This is a genomic window from Streptomyces sp. NPDC017890, from assembly GCF_044328675.1.
Classification (GTDB): Bacteria; Actinomycetota; Actinomycetes; order Streptomycetales; family Streptomycetaceae; genus Streptomyces.
The window spans coordinates 104,230-122,942 of sequence record NZ_JBIRHU010000015.1 but is presented as its reverse complement, the minus strand read 5'-3'; the positions used below and the strand labels follow the sequence as shown (position 1 = coordinate 122,942).

At 72.4% G+C, this 18,713-nt stretch carries 17 protein-coding genes; 11 read left to right on the top strand and 6 right to left on the bottom strand.

What is annotated here, in order from left to right:
- Positions 1-101 precede the first annotated feature (101 nt).
- Positions 102-1,589, top strand: a complete 1,488-nt coding sequence (locus ACH4F2_RS20920) for a peptidoglycan D,D-transpeptidase FtsI family protein (RefSeq protein WP_398134201.1) — start codon at positions 102-104, stop codon at positions 1,587-1,589.
- A 54-nt stretch (positions 1,590-1,643) separates the two neighbouring features.
- On the opposite strand, the gene ACH4F2_RS20915 is transcribed toward ACH4F2_RS20920, so the two are convergent.
- A complete protein-coding gene (locus ACH4F2_RS20915; protein ID WP_398134200.1) occupies positions 1,644-1,997 on the bottom strand; it encodes a winged helix-turn-helix transcriptional regulator in 354 nt (117 codons plus the stop codon).
- A 181-nt stretch (positions 1,998-2,178) separates the two neighbouring features.
- Here ACH4F2_RS20915 and ACH4F2_RS20910 point away from each other — a divergent pair, with 181 nt between their 5' ends.
- The 7 genes from ACH4F2_RS20910 to ACH4F2_RS20880 all read left to right on the top strand — a co-directional run bounded on the left by ACH4F2_RS20910 (position 2,179) and on the right by ACH4F2_RS20880 (position 11,496).
- Positions 2,179-3,060 (top strand): DUF2797 domain-containing protein, encoded by an 882-nt coding sequence (locus ACH4F2_RS20910; protein WP_398134199.1) that lies wholly within the window; start codon positions 2,179-2,181, stop codon positions 3,058-3,060.
- A gap of 160 nt (positions 3,061-3,220) precedes the next feature.
- Positions 3,221-3,958: a response regulator transcription factor gene (locus ACH4F2_RS20905; protein ID WP_398134198.1), complete on the top strand. Its 738-nt coding sequence runs from the start codon at positions 3,221-3,223 to the stop codon at positions 3,956-3,958.
- A complete protein-coding gene (locus tag ACH4F2_RS20900) occupies positions 3,955-5,514 on the top strand; it encodes an ATP-binding protein (protein WP_398134197.1) in 1,560 nt (519 codons plus the stop codon). The genes ACH4F2_RS20905 and ACH4F2_RS20900 overlap by 4 nt, the downstream gene beginning before the upstream one ends.
- A 14-nt stretch (positions 5,515-5,528) precedes the next feature.
- Positions 5,529-6,917 carry a glycosyltransferase gene (locus ACH4F2_RS20895; protein ID WP_398134196.1) on the top strand — a complete coding sequence of 463 codons (1,389 nt, stop codon included), beginning with the start codon at positions 5,529-5,531 and terminating at the stop codon, positions 6,915-6,917.
- Entirely contained in the window at positions 6,914-9,142 is a 2,229-nt protein-coding gene (locus tag ACH4F2_RS20890) for an ArnT family glycosyltransferase (protein WP_398134195.1), read from the top strand. Before ACH4F2_RS20895 ends, ACH4F2_RS20890 begins: the two co-directional genes overlap by 4 nt.
- A gap of 54 nt (positions 9,143-9,196) precedes the next feature.
- Positions 9,197-10,720, top strand: coding sequence for an MFS transporter (locus ACH4F2_RS20885; RefSeq protein WP_398134194.1), 1,524 nt, complete (start codon positions 9,197-9,199; stop codon positions 10,718-10,720).
- Between the two features lie 20 nt (positions 10,721-10,740).
- Entirely contained in the window at positions 10,741-11,496 is a 756-nt protein-coding gene (locus ACH4F2_RS20880; RefSeq protein WP_398134193.1) for a TetR/AcrR family transcriptional regulator, read from the top strand.
- A 62-nt stretch (positions 11,497-11,558) separates the two neighbouring features.
- Here ACH4F2_RS20880 and ACH4F2_RS20875 read toward each other — a convergent pair whose 3' ends face one another.
- Positions 11,559-12,029, bottom strand: a complete 471-nt coding sequence (locus ACH4F2_RS20875; protein ID WP_398134192.1) for a PPOX class F420-dependent oxidoreductase — start codon at positions 12,027-12,029, stop codon at positions 11,559-11,561.
- A gap of 9 nt (positions 12,030-12,038) precedes the next feature.
- Positions 12,039-12,446 (bottom strand): STAS domain-containing protein, encoded by a 408-nt coding sequence (locus ACH4F2_RS20870; RefSeq protein ID WP_398134191.1) that lies wholly within the window; start codon positions 12,444-12,446, stop codon positions 12,039-12,041.
- Positions 12,447-12,665: 219 nt separating this feature from the next.
- Between ACH4F2_RS20870 and ACH4F2_RS20865 the strand changes: the two genes are divergently transcribed.
- Both ACH4F2_RS20865 and ACH4F2_RS20860 read left to right on the top strand, forming a co-directional pair.
- Positions 12,666-13,415: an ANTAR domain-containing protein gene (locus tag ACH4F2_RS20865; protein WP_398134190.1), complete on the top strand. Its 750-nt coding sequence runs from the start codon at positions 12,666-12,668 to the stop codon at positions 13,413-13,415.
- Positions 13,416-13,433: 18 nt separating this feature from the next.
- Positions 13,434-14,135, top strand: coding sequence for an ANTAR domain-containing protein (locus ACH4F2_RS20860; protein WP_398134189.1), 702 nt, complete (start codon positions 13,434-13,436; stop codon positions 14,133-14,135).
- Position 14,136: 1 nt separating this feature from the next.
- Here the strand turns inward: ACH4F2_RS20860 and ACH4F2_RS20855 are convergent, their stop codons facing one another.
- The 3 genes from ACH4F2_RS20855 to ACH4F2_RS20845 all read right to left on the bottom strand — a co-directional run bounded on the left by ACH4F2_RS20855 (position 14,137) and on the right by ACH4F2_RS20845 (position 18,176).
- Positions 14,137-14,958: a YceI family protein gene (locus tag ACH4F2_RS20855; RefSeq protein ID WP_398134188.1), complete on the bottom strand. Its 822-nt coding sequence runs from the start codon at positions 14,956-14,958 to the stop codon at positions 14,137-14,139.
- A gap of 157 nt (positions 14,959-15,115) precedes the next feature.
- Positions 15,116-17,662: an MFS transporter gene (locus tag ACH4F2_RS20850; protein ID WP_398134187.1), complete on the bottom strand. Its 2,547-nt coding sequence runs from the start codon at positions 17,660-17,662 to the stop codon at positions 15,116-15,118.
- A 13-nt stretch (positions 17,663-17,675) separates the two neighbouring features.
- On the bottom strand, positions 17,676-18,176 hold the full coding sequence (locus ACH4F2_RS20845; protein WP_398134186.1) for a MarR family winged helix-turn-helix transcriptional regulator: 501 nt from the start codon (positions 18,174-18,176) through the stop codon (positions 17,676-17,678).
- A gap of 331 nt (positions 18,177-18,507) precedes the next feature.
- Here ACH4F2_RS20845 and ACH4F2_RS20840 point away from each other — a divergent pair, with 331 nt between their 5' ends.
- Positions 18,508-18,705: a hypothetical protein gene (locus tag ACH4F2_RS20840; protein ID WP_398134185.1), complete on the top strand. Its 198-nt coding sequence runs from the start codon at positions 18,508-18,510 to the stop codon at positions 18,703-18,705.
- The last annotated feature ends 8 nt before the right edge of the window (positions 18,706-18,713 follow it).

The following is an 18,713-nucleotide window of genomic DNA, read 5'->3' as shown; positions in this document are numbered from 1 at the left end:
CCCCTGGCGGTGCCATGGGGCGCGCGGTGTGTCTAGGGTGTGCGCATGCTGCGACGACGCATCTCCATATCCATCCGGCCGAGTCTCGGTGGGGGCATCCGGTGAACAAGCCGCTGAGGGCCGTGGCGATCTTCTGTGGGCTGCTGGTGCTCGGCCTGCTGATCCGCGCGAACTGGCTGCAGTACGTCCGGGCCCCGGAGCTCGCCTCCGACACCAAGAACCGGCGGGTGCAGATCGAGCAGTTCTCCACCCCGCGCGGAGACATCGTCGTCGGTGGCCGGGCCGTCACCGGCTCCGCCGAGACCGAGGGCACCGACCTCAAGTTCAAGCGCACCTACGCCGACGGGCCGATGTACGCGCCGGTGACGGGATACGCCTCGCAGGCCCAGGGCATGACGCTGCTGGAGAAGACCTACGACTCCATCCTGACCGGGAAGGACGACCGGCTGGCCTTCCAGCGGTTCGCCGACGTCGTCAGCGGAGAGGGCCGGCGGGCCGGCTCGGTGGTCACCACCATCGACCCGAAGGCGCAGAAGGCCGCCTGGAAGGGGCTGACCGCTCTGAAGGGCGCCCGGGGGGCCGTCGTCGCCCTGGACCCGGCGACGGGGAAGGTGCTGGCGCTGGTCTCGGCGCCCTCCTACGACCCGTCGGTGTTCGCGGGCGGCACCTTCAACGAGTCCGACCGCTTCGTGGCGCTCGACAAGCAGAAGAACAAGCCGCTGGCCAACCGCGCGCTGCGCGAGACCTACCCGCCGGGCTCCACCTTCAAGATCCTCACCGCGGCCGCCGCCCTGGAGCACAAGGTGGTCTCCGACATCGACGCGCGTACGGACGCCGAATCGCCGTACAAGCTGCCGCAGTCCACCAACAGGATCGGCAGTGAGGCGGGCGACGGGGTCTGCGACAAGGCGTCGATGAAGGTCGCCATGCAGCACTCGTGCAACAACGTCTTCCTGGACGCCGCGGCCGAGCTGGGCCCGGAGAAGATGCGGGAGACGGCGGAGAAGTTCGGGTTCAACGAGGACGTCTACTCCGACGACTTCGGCGACCTGCTCGCGACGAAGAGCCTCTACCCGGAGAACCTCGACCTGCCGGGCACCGCGCTCACCGGCATGGGACAGGGCAGCCTCACCAGCACGCCGATGCAGATGGCCATGGTCACCGCCGCGCTGGCCAACGACGGCAAGCTGATGCAGCCCTACATCGTCGACGAGGTCAAGGGCCCGGACCTCGGCACGCTGGAGAAGACCGAGCCCGCGGTGATGAGCGAGGCGGTCTCCGCCGAGACCGCGCAGAAGGTCCAGCAGATGATGGAGTTCACCGCCAAGGAGGGCAGCGCCAAGCGCGCCCTCATCGACGGCATCACGGTCGGCGGCAAGACCGGTACCGCGCAGCGCGGTGTCAACGTGGACGACGAGGTGCCGTACGGCTGGTTCGTCTCCTACGGCAAGAAGGACGACGGGTCCTCCGTCGCCGTGGCGGTCTTCATCGATCCGACCGACATGGACATCTCCCGTGCGGACATCTCCGGTGGCCGCCTCGGCGCGCCCATCGCCCGCGGCGTCATGGAGGCGGTGCTGAAGCCGTGACGATGCCGGGTACGGGGGCGGCGAGTACGGAGTAGTGGGGCGGGTGGCGGTGCGTCAGGCCTGCGTCGCGTCGTACGCCGCGCGGGCCTGCTCGACCGCCGCCATCCGCCGCTCCGTCCACCGCGCGAGGCCCCGGACCTGTTCGGCGGCCTCCCGGCCGAGGTCCGTGAGGGAGTAGTCCACGCGGGGCGGGATCACGGGCTTGGCGTCGCGGTGGACCAGGCCGTCGCGCTCCAGTGTCCGCAGGGTCTGGGCCAGCATCTTCTCGCTGACCCCGCCGATCTCCCGGCGCAGTTCGCTGAAGCGGTACGGGCGGTCCAGCAGCGCGATCAGGGCCAGGGTGCCCCAGCGGCTGGTGACGTGCTCCAGGACCAGGCGCTCGGGGCACATGGTGTTGCTTGCTGCCATGGCCGTACGTTACTTCGGTGCGGGCACTTTCGTCCGGTTAGTGAGCCGCCGCCGCGCGGGGAGGGGCTGACGCACACCGGCCCCGGCCCCGCCTCCTTCGCCGCCGAGCGCGATGGGGGCTACGTGCAGGGCGTCGGCAGCGGTGCCGCGTTGTCAGTGGTGCCGCCTACGCTCGACAGCGATGGCACAGGCATGGAAGTGCGCGGGGCTGCGGTGGGCGGCGGACGGTCCCGTGCTGACGTGGACCGGGGGGCGACGCAGTGCGCTGACCCGGGGCAAGCGGGTGGCCTTCGCGGTCGTCGAGGGGGGTGTGCGGACATGCGTGGGAGCACGGGGGCACGCGTGCCCGGTGCGGGCCGGTGTGCCGGGGCGCAGTACGGGGGTGCGGTGCGAGGAGTGCGCGCGGCTGGACCGGGCGCATTCCGTGGCCGCCGACACGATCGCGGACGACCCGCGGCCGTACCGCGTGTACCTGGCGTGGTTCGGGCCCGGGCTCGTCAAGGTGGGGATCACCGCGTACGAACGGGGGGCCGCCCGGCTGCTGGAGCAGGGAGCCGTCTGTTTCAGCTGGCTGGGCCGCGGGCCGCTGATGGCCGCGCGACGGACCGAGGAGCTGTTGCGGGCCGCGCTCGGGGTTCCCGACCGCATTCCGTACGCCCACAAGCGCGCGGTGCGGGCCGGATTGCCGGAGTCCGAGGCGGGGCGGGCGGCCGAGATCGCGGAGTTGCACGCGCGGGCGGTGGCGCTCGGCGGCTGGCCGGAGTCGCTGACGCCGGAGCCGTTCCGGGGGGTGGACCACGCGGGTGTCTTCGGGATCGAGGGCGCGGGCCGCGGGCCGGCCGCCGTGGGGGAGGTGGCCGAGCTGGTGGCGGGCGGGGCGATCGGTGGTGAGCTGGTGGCGGCCGCGGGGCCGGATCTGCATCTGGCGACGGAGCGCGGGGTCGTCGTGCTCGACACGCGGCTGATGACCGGGTGGGAGCTGGTGTCCGCCGAGGGGCAGCCGTGCGCCGTGCCCGTGCGGGAGCTGAGACGGGCGGCTGGAGTACAGGAGGGGCTGTTCTGACCTCGTCCGGTGCCTCCTGGTCCCCGGCCCGGCCGTCCGGGCTGCCGGAGAGCCGACCGGCCGTGGCCCACGGACCGCCTGTCAGGCCCCTGTGGGTTTCTCAGAGAAATCACAGCTTGGGGAAAGGGCGCTCTCAGAGCACCCCGACATCGTGTCCGTTATGACCACGACCTCGCCCCAGGGGCGCACCGAACTGCTGAGGCCGGACGGGAGCCCCGTCCGGGTGCTTGTAGTGGACGACGAGCTGTCCATCACCGAACTGCTGTCCATGGCCCTGCGCTACGAGGGCTGGCAGATCCGCAGCGCCGGGGACGGACACGGAGCCGTCCAGGCCGCGCGCGAGTTCCGGCCCGACGCCGTCGTGCTGGACATGATGCTGCCCGACATGGACGGCCTGAGCGTGCTCGGGCGGCTGCGCCGCGACCTGCCGGACGTGCCGGTGCTGTTCCTGACCGCCAAGGACGCGGTCGAGGACCGGATCGCCGGGCTGACCGCCGGCGGGGACGACTACGTCACCAAGCCGTTCAGCCTGGAGGAGGTCGTCGCCCGGCTGCGCGGGCTGATCCGGCGCTCCGGTGCCGCCGACCGGCGCTCGGACTCCGTCCTGGTCGTCGGCGACCTCACCCTCGACGAGGACAGCCACGAGGTCAGCCGGGGCGGTGACGGCATCCACCTCACCGCCACCGAGTTCGAACTGCTGCGGTTCCTCATGCGCAACCCGCGGCGCGTGCTCAGCAAGGCGCAGATCCTGGACCGCGTCTGGTCGTACGACTTCGGCGGGCAGGCCAACGTCGTCGAGCTGTACATCTCCTACCTGCGCCGGAAGATCGACGCCGGACGCGAGCCGATGATCCACACCCGGCGCGGTGCCGGTTACCTGATCAAGCCCGCGGCGTGAGCGGACGGCGACGACCGCGGCCGAGGACCCTGCGGACGCGGCTCGTCGTCGCGTCGGTGGCGCTGATCGCGGTGGTGTGCGCGGTCATCGGCACGGTGACCACGGTGGCGCTGCGGTCGCATCTGTACGACCAGCTGGACGGGCAACTGGACGAGGTGGTGGGCCGGGTGTCCGGCTTCGGGCCGCCCGGTGACCCCCAGGGCGGGGGCAAGGGCCCGCAGCGGATGGACCTCGACGAGTTCGTCACCCGCGGGCCGCAACCGCGCGGCACGATCGTCGCCGATGTGCGGGACGGCGTCGTCGTCGACGCCAAGTACGGCCAGGACTCCGACGACAGCACCGACCTCAGCGGCATGACGGCGGTCTCCCTCGGCACGGCGCAGCGGACCGCGCTGGCAGCCGCCCCCCGGGACGGTGACGAGCACACCGTCGAGATCCCCGGCCTCGGCGACTACCGCGTGGAATACCGCGACGGCGCCAACGGCAGCTACTACGCCGCCCTCCCCACCTCCGAGGTCACCGGCACCATCAGCACCCTGGTCCTCGTGGAGGCCAGCGTCACCGCCGCCGGTCTCGTCGCCGCCTCCCTAGCCGGGACGGTCATCGTCGGCGTCGCCACCCGCCCCCTGCGCAAGGTCGCCGCCACCGCCACCCGGGTCTCCGAACTGCCCCTGCACGCGGGCGAGGTGAACCTCGACGAACGCGTCCCGGAGTCCGAGTGCGACCCGCACACCGAGGTCGGCCGGGTGGGTGCCGCGCTCAACCGGATGCTGAACCACGTGCACGGGGCGCTGCACGCACGGCAGGAGAGCGAGACGCGGGTACGGCAGTTCGTCGCGGACGCCAGCCATGAGCTGCGTACACCACTCGCCTCCATCAGCGGGTACGCCGAACTCACCCGCAGGGGACGGGAACAGGTCGGCCCCGACACCCGGCACGCGCTCGGCCGCATCGAGTCCGAGGCCGGGCGCATGACCCTGCTCGTCGAGGACCTGCTGCTGCTCGCCCGCCTGGACGCCGGTCGGCCGCTGCGGTTCGAGCAGACCGACCTCGTACCGCTCGTCGTGGACTCCGTCAGCGACGCCCGCGCGGCCGGCCTCGACCACAACTGGCGGCTCGACCTGCCCGAGGAACCGGCACTCGTGTCGGCGGACGCCGCCCGGCTCCAGCAGGTGCTGGTCAACCTGCTGGGCAACGCCCGCAACCACACCCCGCCGGGTACGACCGTCACCGCGCGCGTGCGGCGGGCCGGCGCGTGGCTGTGCGTGGACGTCGAGGACAACGGGCAGGGCATCCCGGCCGAGTTGCTGCCGCACGTCTTCGAACGGTTCGCGCGCGGCGACTCCGCGCGGTCCCGGGCGACCGGCTCGACGGGCCTCGGGCTCGCCATCGTGCAGGCCGTGGCCACCGCGCACGGCGGTGGCGTGACGGCCGACAGCGTGCCGGGGCGGACGGTGTTCACCCTGCACCTGCCCGCTGCCCCGGCGCAGCCGAGCGTGCCACCGCACTCACAGGCACAGCACAGCCTCACCACACGGGTGCGACAGGGGACCTGAGAAGAGTCGGCCCCATGCGAACCGACTCTTCTCCCGGCTCCCTGCCGGCACGGGAGCATCTCCCGGCCGCAGGAGCCGGTACGCCCGTCCTGGACGTAGTGATCCCCGTCCACAACGAGGAGAAGGACCTCCGGCCGTGCGTCCTGAGACTGCACGAGCACCTCACGCGGACGTTCCCGTACGCCTTCCGTATCACGGTCGCCGACAACGCCTCCACGGACGCCACCCCGCACGTGGCGGCGCGGCTGACGGCGGAGCTGGCCGAGGTCACGTCCTTCCGGCTGGAGCAGAAGGGGCGGGGCCGCGCCCTCGGTACCGTCTGGTCGGCCTCGGACGCCCCGGTCCTCGCCTACATGGACGTCGACCTGTCCACCGACCTGAACGCGCTGCTGCCGCTGGTGGCCCCGCTGATATCCGGGCACTCGGACCTCGCGATCGGCTCCCGGCTCGCCCGCAGCTCACGGGTGGTGCGCGGCGCCAAGCGGGAGTTCATATCCCGCTCCTACAACCTCATCCTGCGCGGCTCCCTCCAGGCCCGCTTCTCCGACGCCCAGTGCGGTTTCAAGGCGATCCGCCGGGACGTGGCGCGGGTGCTGCTGCCGCTGGTGGAGGACACCGGCTGGTTCTTCGACACCGAGATGCTGGTGCTCGCCGAGCGGGCGGGGCTGCGGATCCACGAGGTGCCGGTCGACTGGGTCGACGACCCGGACTCCACCGTGCACATCGTGAAGACGGCGACCGACGACCTCAAGGGCGTGTGGCGGGTCGGCAAGGCCCTGGCCACCGGTTCGCTGCCGCTGGACCGGCTGGCCCGGCCCTTCGGCGACGACCCGCGCGACCGCGACCTCGAGGACGTACCGCAGGGGCTGGCCCGGCAGCTCGTCGGCTTCTGCGTCGTAGGCGCCCTGTCCACCCTCTTCTACCTGCTGCTCTACAGCGGCTTCCGCCACGTCGGCGGCTCGCAGCTCGCCAACGCGCTCGCCCTGCTCGTCTCGGCGGTCGCCAACACCGCCGCCAACCGGCGGCTGACCTTCGGGGTGCGGGGCCGGGGCGGTGCGGTGCGCCACCAGGCGCAGGGGCTGGTCGTCTTCGGTATCGGTCTCGCCCTGACCAGCGGTTCGCTCGCCGCCCTGAACGCGGCGAGCGCCGACCCGGACCACTCCACCGAGCTAGCCGTGCTGGTCGCCGCCAACCTCGCGGCCACCGTGCTGCGCTTCCTGCTCTTCCGCGCCTGGGTGTTCCCGGACGCGCCGCCCACGGCGGACGCGGCGCTGATCACGCGAACGCCGGGACACGGCCTTCCGGAGCCGTCGGCCGCGGGTTCTTCCCGCGCCTGGAGCGACGCGACCGTGCGGCTGCAGCCGGTGCGCCCCGCCGACACCGACCCGAGGGACGGACGATGACGACGCACCACGATCCGACGACGCACGCGGGGGACACGCGTCCCCCGGACGGCGAGGACTGGGCGCCTTTGCCGGCGCCGCCGCGCACGCCCGGACAGCCTCAGCAGCCCCGGCAGTCCCGGCTGCGAAGACTGTGGCGAGGCCGCCCCGGCGACCCCCGCTGGGTCCGGCCGGCCTTTCTCGGCCTGCTGCTCGCCACCGGTCTGCTCTACCTCTGCAACCTCGGCGCCTCCGGTTACGCCAACTCCTTCTACTCGGCGGCCGTGCAGGCGGGCAGCCAGTCCTGGAAGGCGTTCTTCTTCGGCTCCCTCGACGCAGCGGGTGCCATCACCGTCGACAAGCCCCCGGCCGCACTGTGGCCGATGGCGCTGGCGGTGCGGATCTTCGGGCTGAGCTCGTGGTCGGTCCTCGTCCCCGAGGTGCTGATGGGCGTCGCGACGGTCGCCGTCGTGTACGCCGCCGTGCGCCGCCGGTTCAGTCCCGCGGCCGGGCTGATCGCCGGTACGGTGCTGGCGCTCACGCCGGTCGCGGCGCTGATGTTCCGCTTCAACAACCCGGACGCGCTGCTGGCGCTGCTGATGTCCGTCGCCTGCTACCTCGTCGTCCGCGCGCTGGAGGACGGCCGGACCACGTGGCTGGTGTGGGCCGGCGCCGCGATCGGCGTCGCGTTCCTGACGAAGACCCTCCAGGCCTTCCTGATCCTGCCCGCACTCGCGCTCGTCTACGGTGTCTGCGCGCCGGTCGGGCTGAAGAAGCGGCTGGGGCAGCTCGCGCTGGCCACCGCCGCGATCGTGGTCTCCGGCGGGTGGTGGGTCGCGGTCGTCGAGCTGTGGCCGGCGTCCTCGCGGCCGTACATCGGCGGCTCGCAGAACAACAGCTTCCTGGAGCTGACCTTCGGCTACAACGGCCTCGGCCGCCTCAACGGCGAGGAGACCGGCAGCGTCGGTGGGGGCGGTGGCATGGGCGGCGGTGGCGGCGGACAGTGGGGCGAGACCGGCTGGGACCGGATGTTCAACTCCGAGATCGGCGGCCAGATCTCCTGGCTGCTCCCGGCCGCCCTCGTCCTGCTCGCCGCGGGGCTGGTCGCCACGCGGCGCACCGGCCGCACCGGCACCGCCCGCGCGTCCTTCCTGGTCTGGGGAGGGTCGCTGCTGATGACCACGGCCGTCTTCAGCTGCATGGCGGGCATCTTCCACCAGTACTACACGGTGGCCCTCGCGCCGTACCTGGCGGCCGTGACCGGCATGGGCGCGGCGACGCTGTGGGAGCGGCGCGAGCGGATCTGGGCGTCCCTGTGCCTGGCCGGCGCGGTGACGGTGACCGCGGCCTGGGGGTACGTCCTCCTCGACCGGACACCCGACTACCTGCCCTGGCTGAAGTGGCTGGTCCTCGTCGGCGGTCTGGCCGCCGCGCTCGGGCTGGTCTTCGCCGGGCGGCTGGGGCGTCGGCTGGCTCTCGCGGTGGCGGGGGCGGGCGTCGTGGCGTCGCTGGCCGCGCCCACCGCGTACACGCTGAGCACCGTGCAGGAGGGGCACAGCGGTTCCATCGTCACGGCCGGTCCGTCCGGCGCGAGCATGATGGGCGGCCCGGGCGGTGGCCGGGGCGGTGGCCCCGGGGGCGGCGGCTTCCCCGGCGGCGGAACCGCGCCCGGGCAGGGCCAGGGGCAGGGGCAGGGCGGTCCCGGCACCGGCGGCTTCCCCGGCGGTGCACCGGGCCAGAACGGCCAGACGGCCCCGAACGGCCAGACGGCCCCGAACGGCCAGACCGCCCCGAACGGCCAGACCGCCCCGAACGGCCAGGCCGCCCCGAACGGTCGGGCCGGCGAGGGCGCCCGCATGGGTGGCGGTGGCACGGTCGGCGGCATGGGCGGTCTGCTCAACGGCGCCCAGGTCGGCTCCGAGGCAAAGAAGCTGCTGGAGGCCGACGCCGACCGGTACACCTGGGTGGCGGCCGCGATCGGCTCCCAGAACGCCGCGAGCTACCAGCTCAGCACCGGCGACCCGGTGATGGCGATCGGCGGCTTCAACGGCACGGACCCGTCGCCGACCCTGGCCCAGTTCAAGAAGTACGTGGCGGACGGCAGGATCCACTACTTCATCGGAGGCGGCGGCATGGGCGGTGACTCCGGTACCTCGTCGCAGATCACGTCGTGGGTCGAGGCCGGCTTCAAGGAGGTCACGGTCGGCTCGGCCACCTTCTACGACCTCACGCAGCCGACGGCCTGACCGCGGGAAAGACCGTGCTGTACAGCGTATAAGAAGCCTTATACGCTGTACAGCATGACGACGTCCTCCCGGGCACAGGAAACCGCGCCCACGGTCCAGGGCCATCCGCAGCGCTGGCTGATCCTCGGTGTCATCAGCCTCGCCCAGCTGACCGTGGTGCTGGACAACACCGTGCTGAACGTGGCCATCCCCTCCCTCACCAGCGAACTGGGCGCGGCGACCGCGGACATCCAGTGGATGATCAACGCCTACTCGCTGGTCCAGTCGGGCCTGCTGCTCACCGCGGGCAGCGCGGCCGACCGCTACGGCCGCAAGAAGATGCTGGCCACGGGCCTCGCCCTGTTCGGCCTGGGCTCGCTGGCGGCGGGGCTGGCGGAGACCACCGGGCAGTTGATCGCGGCGCGGGCCGGGATGGGTGTCGGCGGCGCGCTGCTGCTGACCACCACGCTCGCCGTGGTCATGCAGATCTTCGCGCCCGCGGAGCACGCGAAGGCGATCGGCATCTGGAGCGCGGTCAGCGCGCTCGGCTTCGCGTGCGGGCCGCTGATCGGCGGCTTCATGCTGGACCACTTCTGGTGGGGTGCCATCTTCCTGATCAACCTGCCCGTCGTGGCGCTGGGCCTGCTCGCGGTCGTGACCCTGGTCCCCGAGTCGAAGAACCGGCAGGGCGACCGTCCCGACCTGGTCGGCGCCGTACTCTCCACGATCGGCATGGCCGCACTGGTCTACGCGATCATCTCCGGCCCCGAGTACGGCTGGACGTCGGGCAGGGTGTCGGCCACGGCGGCCGTCGCGGTGGGTGTCCTCGCGCTCTTCGCGTACTGGGAGAGCCGTATCCCGTACCCCATGCTCGACCTGGCCTTCTTCCGCAACCAGCGGTTCACGGGCGCGGTGGCCGGGCTGGTGCTGATCACCTTCGGCATGGGCGGCGCGCTGTTCCTGCTCACCCAGCACCTGCAGTTCGTGCTCGGGTACGGCCCGCTGGAGGCGGGGCTGGCGACCGCGCCGCTGGCACTGACCGTGGTGCTGCTGAACTTCTCCGGGGTGGCGGCGAAATGGCTGGCCGGGCTGGGTACGCCGGTAGCGGTGCTGCTGAGCATGGTGCTGATGTCGGCGGGCCTGGTGGTCATCGCCACGCTCACCGGTGAGGGCTACGCCGGCACGCTGCTGGGCCTGCTGCTGATCGGCGTGGGCTGCGCGCTCGGCAACCCGGCCATGGCACACGCGATCATGAGCGCGATTCCGCCGGCCAGGGCGGGGGTCGGCGCGGGCATCAACGGTACGTTGGCGGAGTTCGGCAACGGGCTGGGCGTGGCCGTGCTGGGCGCGGTGCTGAACTCGCGGTTCGCGGCGCTCGTGCCGGTGGCGGCGGCGTCGTTGCCGGCGGCGCTGGCCTCGGCGGAGGGGGAGGCGGAGCGGGACCGGGTGATCGACGCGTTCTCCTCCGGACTGGAGCGCAGTCAGCTGGTGGGAGCGGTGGCCGTGCTGCTCGGCGGTGCTGTCGCGGCGGTGCTGCTGCGGCGGGCGGAGAAGGAGAGCGCCCGCGGGGCGGGCGCGGGTGGGCCGGCCGGCGTGTGACGAGCGAGGAGAATGTGCGCATGGCGAACGCAGGGCGGCAGGGGCCGCGGGCCAGTGTCTGGCTGGCGGGCGAGGGGCGTCGTGGCGGGCGGCGCGGCGGGCAGCCGTCCGGGCTGGACCGGGATCGGATCACCGAGGTCACCGTCCGGCTGCTGGACGCCGAGGGCCTGGCCAAGTTCTCCATGCGCCGCCTGGCCGCCGAGCTGGACGTCACCGCGATGTCCGTCTACTGGTACGTCGACACCAAGGACGAGCTGCTCGAACTCGCCCTGGACGCGGTCTTCGGCGAGCTGCGCCCCGTCCCCGAGGACGGCGAGGACTGGCGCGGGCAGCTGCGCGCGCTGGCCCGGCAGAACCGCACGCTGCTGGTGCGGCACCCCTGGCTGTCCCAGCTGACCGGCACCTACCTGAACATCGGGCCCCACTCGCTGGCCTTCTCCCGGGCGGTGCAGGGCGTCATGCGCCGCAGCGGCCTGCCCGCGCACCGCGTGACCGGCGCCATCGCCGCCGTCTTCCAGTTCGTCTACGGGTACGGCACCGTCGAGGGCCACCTCCTCGCCCGGGCCGCGGGCACCGGTATGAGCCCGGACGAGTACTTCCAGGACTCCATGAGCGCGGTGGCCGAGTCGCCGGACACCGCGGGCGTCATCCAGGAGTCCCGGGACATCGTGGCGGCCCGCGGTGGCGACACGGTCGGGGAGATGCTGGACCGGGACTTCGAGTTCGCGCTCGACCTGCTCGTGGCGGGCATCGAGGCGATGGTCGAACGAGGGTGACGGCCGTGGCCCACGCCGTGACGCCGTGGCCCACGCCGTGACCGGGCCCGCCGCCTCCGTGGTCAGTCGCCCGACGCCTGCCGCGCCGGGAAACCCCCCGTCGCCACCGGACCCCACTTCTCGGGTGTCACCCGAATGATCGACTTTCCCTGCTCCACCATGGCCCGCCGGTACTCGTCCCAGTCCGGGTGCTCGCCGGCGATGTTGCGGTAGTACTCCACGAGCGGCTCCACGGCCGCAGGCGCGTCGATGACCTCGGCCGTGCCGTCGATCTGGACCCAGGGGCCGTTCCACTCGTCGCTGAGCACGATGAGGCTGACCCGTGCGTCACGCCGCGCGTTGCGCGTCTTGGCCCGCTCCGGGTAGGTGGAGACCACGATCCGTCCGGAGTCGTCGACCCCGCAGGTCAGCGGCGATCCCTGCGGGCTGCCGTCGGCCCGCCGGGTCAGCAGGATCGCCCGGTGCCGGGGGCGTACGAAGTCCAGCAACCCGTCCAGCGAGACCCGGGTGTTCGTCGCGATGTTCGGTGCCATGCGGCCAGCCTAGGCCGCGCTCCCGCTCCCCGCCCCGCCGCCGGGTCCGCCCGTCGTACCGCTCCGCGGGCGCAGCGCCTCCGTGAGGCTGTCGTACACCGGCACGTCCCGGCGCAGGCCGGACAGTTCCAGGACGCGGCTCGGTACGCCCTGCGGGGCGGCCACCACCCGTAGCCGGGCCCGGCCGGGCAGGCGGCGGCGCACCTGGTCGAGGAGGCGTACGCCCTGGGAGTCCATGAAACGGGTCGAGGTCAGGTCCAGCACGAGAAAGCGCAGGTCGTCCGAGCGGTGGTCCACCGCGGTCATGATCAGGGGCAGCAGCCCCTCGGCGTTGCAGAAGTCGATCTCGGGGGGCAGTGCGAGCACGGCGTAGCCGGGCGGGTCGCACGGCTCGCACGGTTGGGGGAGGAAGGTCACGTCACTCACCTGACAGACGTCCGACGGCTTCCGGTCGAAGGCCGCTTCCTGACCCGTCTCCCATTTCACCACGCCGGTGACGGGGCGCGGAAGGAGCCGGCCCGGTCCTTCGGCCGGGCGTCACCGGCACGCAATCAAGCAGCTAAAGTGCTGTTCGTCCTGTGCTCGCAGTCGGGAATGTGCTGCGGAGCTCTCCTGCGCACGGCCGTTTGGCCGCGCATGCCGAAGAGGTTCGTGGTGGCTACGTCCGAATTTACTGATTTGCCATGTTTTCCGGCTGGCTTCGAGCTGGCCGAGGCCCTGACGGCAGCAGCCCGGCAACTGCACGGGACAGGCACTCCGGACGACACCCTGAGCACCGCGGTCGCGCTGGCCGTGCGCCTGCTGCCCGGCGCGGAGCACGCGGGCATCTCGGAGATCCAGCGCGGCAGCCGGCTGCGCACACTCGCCTGCACCGACGACGTCGTACGGTTCGCCGGCGAGCCCCGGGCCGGGGCGCGCGAGCCGCACCCGGACTGGGAACACCTGTGGACCACCCCCGTGGTCCGGATAGACGACAGCGAGGCCGACGGCGGCGGCAACGCCCTGTGCGGCCTCGGTCTCCGTTCCGCGCTGTCGCTGCGACTGCGCGCCGACCGGCGCCGCCTGACCGTGCTCACGGCGTACGCCCGCAAGCCACAGGCCTTCGACGAGGACGCCACCCGCATCGGCCGGCTGTTCACCGCGCACGTCTCCTTCGCCCTGGACTCGGCGACCGTGCGCGAGCAGCTCACCGAGGCCATGCGCACCCGGGACCTGATCGGCCAGGCCACCGGCATCCTCATGGAACGGCTGGCCATCGACGCGGCCGGTGCCTTCGACTCCCTGGTGAAGGCCTCCCAGCGGGAGAACGTGAAACTGCGCGACCTCGCCCGCCGCATCGTCGACGCGAACACCGGTGCGGGAGGCCGAGGCGTGAGCGAGCGGTGACGGGATATCCGTACGGTCATGACCTCGGAGATCCCTGACACGCTCGACCGTGCGATAGCGCGCAGCCAGGGCCTCGACACCCTCCTGCGCGACCTGACCGACCGCGCGGTCGCCCAGGTGCCCGGCGCCGCCGCCTGCTCGGTCACGGTGCGCCGCGCCGACCGGCTGATGACCCTGGCCGGCAGCACCGGCCTGCCCAGCGGTCTGGACCTGCGGCAGTACGAGAACGGCTCCGGCCCGTGCGTGGACGCCGCCGAGACGCAGAGCGCCCGGTACGCACCCGACCTGGCCACGGAGACCCGCTGGCCCGCGTACACGGAGTACGCGCTGGCCACCGGCGTGCGCTGCGTGCTGGCGCTGCCGCTGGCCGTCGAGGGCGAGACGGGTGCCGCGCTCAACCTCTACGGCACCGAGCCCGACGCGCTGGCCCAGGGACTCGACGCGGCCCGCAGCTTCGCGGAGCGCGCCTCGCACGCCGTGAACGAGGCCCTGCGCCTGGAGCGGCGGCAGGCCTGTGCCGCCGATGTGCGTACCGCCCTGCTCTCCCGCAGCGTCATCGACCAGGCGGTCGGCATGCTCATGGCCCGGGAGCGGATCGACGCCCACCGGGCCCTGGAGCGGCTGCGCCGGGCCTCGCAGCACCGGAACGTCAAGCTCCGGGACCTGTGCGGCGAGCTGGTGGCCCGGGCGTCCGGCGGCGCCTCACGCGTCCGACGGTGACTCAGGCGGCCGGCAGTGACTCCCCCTGGACCGCCTGGATGTCCAGCTCGACCCTGAGCGTCGTGCCGATGGCGGCGATGCCGGCCTGGAGGACCTGGTTGTAGTTCATGGCGAAGTCCTCCCGGCGCAGCTCCGTCGTCGCGCGGAACGCCGCCCGGGTGCCGCCCCACGGGTCGGCGCCGGTGCCCAGGTAGGCCAGGTCCAGGTCGACCGGGCGGACGACGCCGTGCAGGCCCAGCTCGCCGTGGACGGTCCAGCGGTCCGGGCCGGCCTCCGTGACGCCGGTGGAGCGGTAGGTGATCTCCGGGTACCGCTCGACGTCCAGGAAGTCGGCGGAGCGCAGGTGGGTGTCGCGCATGCCGTTGCCGGTGTCGACGGAGGCCGCCCGGATCACCGCCTCCACCCGGGACTTGGTGACGTCGTCCGGCGCGATCTCGACCGTGCCGGCGAACTCCGTGAACCGGCCGTGCACGCTGGAGATGCCCAGGTGCTGGGCGACGGCGGCCACGCTGGAGTGCGCCGGGTCGACGGTCCACGGCCCGGGCGGCGGCAGTTCGGTGCCGCCCTGGCGGGCCAGCGTCACGGTGCCGACCTCGGCCCGGCCGCTCGCGGTGACGATCGCGCTGGACGCGGCGGGCGCGTAGCCGACGGCGGTGACGATGACGGTGTACGCCCCCGGCGTCAGCGGTGTGGTGTCCCGCACGGTGCCCTCGGTGTCCGCCTCGGCGCGCAGCACCTGCGTGCCGGTCATGTCGGTCACCGTGACGACCGCGTGCGACACGGCCCATCCGTCCCGCGTTCGGATCCTCGCGGTCAGTCCCATCCCGTTTTCTCCCTGCAAAGGCTCAGAAAGTGGTCGTGAAGAAGGTCGTGGAGAAGTTCGTGAAGAACGTCGTGAAGCAGTTCGTGAAGAAACCGGCCCGTGGTGGGCGGGCGCACCTCCGCTCAGAGCGCGCTCGCCACCACGGGCCGGGGTCTCGCTACTCGCCCGGGTGGGCGAGCTCGATGTCGTGGCCGTCGGCACCCGGGCCGGCGACCGTCAGGGACGTCGCCACCGGCGGGTAGCCGGTCGCGATGACGGTGTACTCACCGGCGTCCAGGTCGGTGAAGGCGTACGCCCCGTCCGTGCCGGTGGTGGCCGTGCCGGCCACGTTGCCCGCCGCGTCGACGAGCGTGACGCGGGCGTCGGCCAGCGGACCGTGCGGGGCCCGCACGATGCCCTGGACCTGCGCCCCGGCCTGCAGGTCGACCTCGACCCGGGTGACCCCGGTGCCGCCGACCTCGACGGGCAGGGCGCGCGGCCGGTAGCCGGCGGCGTTGACCGCGACGGTCACCGTGCCCGGGACCAGCTCGGCGAAGGAGAAGTCGCCCGCCTCACCGGTGGCGGCGGTGGCCAGCAGGTCCCCGCGCACGTCGGTCACGATCACCATCGCGTCCTTGACCGGCAGCCCGTTCTCCACGGCCCGGACCAGGCCGGTCAGCCCGCTGGTGCCGCTGAGCAGGATGTCGTAGGCGACCGGCTCGTCGTTCACGACGATCGTCGACGCCTGCGGCTGGAAGCCGTCGGCGGAGGCGATCAGGACGTACGATCCCGCGCCCGGCACGTCGACCGCGTAGGAGCCGTCGGCCTGGGCGACCGACCGGCCCAGCTGCCGGCCCGCCAGCGAGATCAGCGTGACGGCGGCCTGCGGGACCGGCGCCGACTCGGCGCCGCGGACGAAGCCGCGGACCGCGATGCCACCGGAGACGGGTGCCCCCGGCGTACCGGAGCCGGTCGCCGTGGCGACGGCGGCGAGCCGCTGCGTGGTCTCGGTCCGCGTACCCGGGTCGGTGACCGGGCCGGTCGCCGTCACACCGGCCGGGACCGGCTCCGGCGCGACGCGGGTGGCCTCGGCCGGGGCCGGGGCGGCCGGGGAGGCGGTCCCGGCGGTGGCCTCCGCGGCCTGGGCCAGGGCGCCCGAGGTACGCAGCGGGACCTCCTTGATGAACAGCGTCACCAGGAAACCGAGCAGCGCGATCGGCGCGACGTACAGGAAGATGTCGGCGATGCCGTGCCCGTAGGCGCTCTCCAGCCATTCGCGGATGCCGGGGGGCAGCAGGTCCATGTCGGGGATCGCACCGCTGCCGGAGGCCTTGGCGGCCGCCGCCTGCTCCTGCGGGCTGAGCCGGCCGATGGTGTCCTGGGAGTAGTGGCTGATCCGGGACGACATCACGGAGCCGAGCACCGAGACGCCGACCGCGCCGCCGAGGGACCGGAAGAAGGTCACGACGGAGGAGGCCGCGCCCAGGTCGCTGGGGGCCACCTGGTTCTGCGTGCACAGGACCAGGTTCTGCATCATCATGCCGACGCCGAGACCCATCAGTGCCATGAAGATGGCGATGTGCCAGTACGGGGTGTCGTACCGCATGGTGCTGAGCAGGCCCAGGCCCGCCGTCAGCAGCACACCGCCGGCCAGCAGCCAGCCCTTCCACTTGCCGGTCTTGGTGATGATCTGACCGGAGACCGTGGACGAGACGAACAGGCCGCCGATCATCGGGATGGTCATGACGCCCGACATGGTCGGGGACTTGTCCCGGGCCAGCTGGAAGTACTGGCTGAAGTAGACGGTGCCCGCGAACATCGCGATACCGACGAACAGCGAGGCCAGCGAGGCCAGCGTGATGGTGCGGTTCCTGAACAGGCGCAGCGGGATGATCGGCTCGCTGGCCTTCGACTCGACGAAGAGGAAGATCAGCGTCAGCACGATCGCGCCGCCGACCATGGCGCCGGTCTGCCAGGACATCCAGGAGTACTTGTCGTCCGCGAAGGTGACCCAGACGAGCAGCAGGCTCACGGCCGCGGTGACGAAGAAGGCGCCGGCCCAGTCGACCTTGACCTTCCGCTTGACGACGGGCAGGTGCAGCGTCTTCTGCAGCACGATCAGCGCGAGGATCGCGAAGGGCACGCCGACGTAGAGGCACCAGCGCCAGCCGAGCCAGCTGGTGTCCGTGATGACACCGCCGAGCAGCGGACCGCCGACGGTCGCGACGGCGAAGGTCGCGCCCAGGTAGCCGGAGTAGCGCCCGCGCTCACGCGGGGAGATCATCGCGGCCATGATGATCTGCGCCAGCGCGGCCAGACCGCCGGCGCCCAGGCCCTGGATGCCTCGCGCGGTGATCAGCATGCCGGGGTTCTGTGACAGACCGGCTATGACGGAGCCGATGACATAGACGATCAGGGCTATCTGGACCAGGGCCTTCTTGCTGACCAGGTCCGCGAGCTTGCCCCACAGGGGGGTGGAGGCGGTCATCGTCAGCAGCGAGGCCGTGACGACCCAGGTGTAGGCGCTCTGGCCGCCGCCGAGGTCCCCGATGATCTCGGGCAGGGCGTTGGTGACGATGGTCGAGGACAGGATGGCGCAGAACATGCCGAGCAGCAGCCCGGACAGCGCCTCCATGATCTGCCGGTGCGTCATCGGAGCGTCTCCGGTGGAGCCTCCCCCGTGCTTGGCATGAGCCCGCACACCGGCTGGTGTGGTCGTTGCCATGGACTTCCTTTGCTTACGTGGTGGTCGCGGGTGTACGGGTGGACTGTTCGTCCCCGGACGGTGCGGGTGGCCGGGGAGCGGGTCCCCGGCAGTCGTCGAAGCTGGCCCTGAGGCGGGCCATGAGCAGGGAGAGCTGGCCGACCTCGTCGTCGGACCAGTCGCTCAGCCGGTGGGCGAGCATCTGGCTCGTCCGCTCGCCGATGTCGTCGAGCCGGCCCTGACCCTCGGGCGTCAGGCGCAGGATGCGCGAGCGCTTGTCCGCGGGGTCGGGGGACCGTTCGATCCAGCCTCGCTCGGCGACGTGGGCGACGTGGCGGCTGGTCACCGACATGTCCACGGCGAGCAGCTCCGCGAGCTTGCTCATGCGCATGTCCCCGTGGCGGCCGAGCAGCGTCAGTACGGCGGCGGATCCGCTCGGGCAGTCGGACGGCAGCAGCCGGCCCATCTCCCGCTTCACGGCACCGAAGGCGCTGAACTGGCGGACCAGCTCCTCGTACTGAGCCTTCTCGGCCATACGCACCTCCCGTTTCGTTGCTTAGGGCAACCATAGGATCGGTTGGTTGCTACAGGCAAATAAAAACGGTCATCACGGCATAAAAAGTTGGCAAAGGCAAGTATTGCGATAGTAAACGTGCAGGTGGCGGGTGGTGGGCGGGCGGCCGGCGGGGGTGGCAGGCGCGTGGCGGGCGCGTGGGACGGGCGGGCGGCGGGTGTGCGGGAGCAGGCGGCGGGTGTGCGGGACGGGCGGGCGGCGGGTGTGCGAGACGTGTGCGGCGGGCGGGGTCAAAGGGTCTCGGGAGCCCCGCACTTGGGCCGCATCGGCGGATTCGCTAGTGTCTCGGCCCATGGCTAACAACCAGGGCCCCCAGGGCAATAACGACCCCGCAGGCAGCACCCAGATGTTCCGCGCGTTCGTCGACGACGCCCCCCAGGCCCGTCAGGCGGCTCCCGCCGCCTCCGCCGGGCCCCGCATCGGCCTGATCGTCGGCATCGTGGTCGCCGTGGTGATCGTCGCGGCCGTGGCCTGGCTGGCGCTGAAGTAGCACCGGTG

Bases quoted from the DNA above. Each gene is read 5' to 3' on its own strand.
- ACH4F2_RS20895 (WP_398134196.1), top strand. From the start codon at position 5,529: ATGCGAACCGACTCTTCTCCCGGCTCCCTGCCGGCACGGGAGCATCTC.
- ACH4F2_RS20860 (WP_398134189.1), top strand. From the start codon at position 13,434: ATGACCTCGGAGATCCCTGACACGCTCGACCGTGCGATAGCGCGCAGC.
- ACH4F2_RS20865 (WP_398134190.1), top strand. From the start codon at position 12,666: ATGCCGAAGAGGTTCGTGGTGGCTACGTCCGAATTTACTGATTTGCCA.
- ACH4F2_RS20885 (WP_398134194.1), top strand. From the start codon at position 9,197: ATGACGACGTCCTCCCGGGCACAGGAAACCGCGCCCACGGTCCAGGGC.
- ACH4F2_RS20910 (WP_398134199.1), top strand. From the start codon at position 2,179: ATGGCACAGGCATGGAAGTGCGCGGGGCTGCGGTGGGCGGCGGACGGT.
- ACH4F2_RS20875 (WP_398134192.1), bottom strand. From the start codon at position 12,029: ATGGCACCGAACATCGCGACGAACACCCGGGTCTCGCTGGACGGGTTG.
- ACH4F2_RS20840 (WP_398134185.1), top strand. From the start codon at position 18,508: ATGGCTAACAACCAGGGCCCCCAGGGCAATAACGACCCCGCAGGCAGC.
- ACH4F2_RS20880 (WP_398134193.1), top strand. From the start codon at position 10,741: ATGGCGAACGCAGGGCGGCAGGGGCCGCGGGCCAGTGTCTGGCTGGCG.
- ACH4F2_RS20905 (WP_398134198.1), top strand. From the start codon at position 3,221: ATGACCACGACCTCGCCCCAGGGGCGCACCGAACTGCTGAGGCCGGAC.
- ACH4F2_RS20845 (WP_398134186.1), bottom strand. From the start codon at position 18,176: ATGGCCGAGAAGGCTCAGTACGAGGAGCTGGTCCGCCAGTTCAGCGCC.
- ACH4F2_RS20855 (WP_398134188.1), bottom strand. From the start codon at position 14,958: ATGGGACTGACCGCGAGGATCCGAACGCGGGACGGATGGGCCGTGTCG.
- ACH4F2_RS20890 (WP_398134195.1), top strand. From the start codon at position 6,914: ATGACGACGCACCACGATCCGACGACGCACGCGGGGGACACGCGTCCC.
- ACH4F2_RS20850 (WP_398134187.1), bottom strand. From the start codon at position 17,662: ATGGCAACGACCACACCAGCCGGTGTGCGGGCTCATGCCAAGCACGGG.
- ACH4F2_RS20915 (WP_398134200.1), bottom strand. From the start codon at position 1,997: ATGGCAGCAAGCAACACCATGTGCCCCGAGCGCCTGGTCCTGGAGCAC.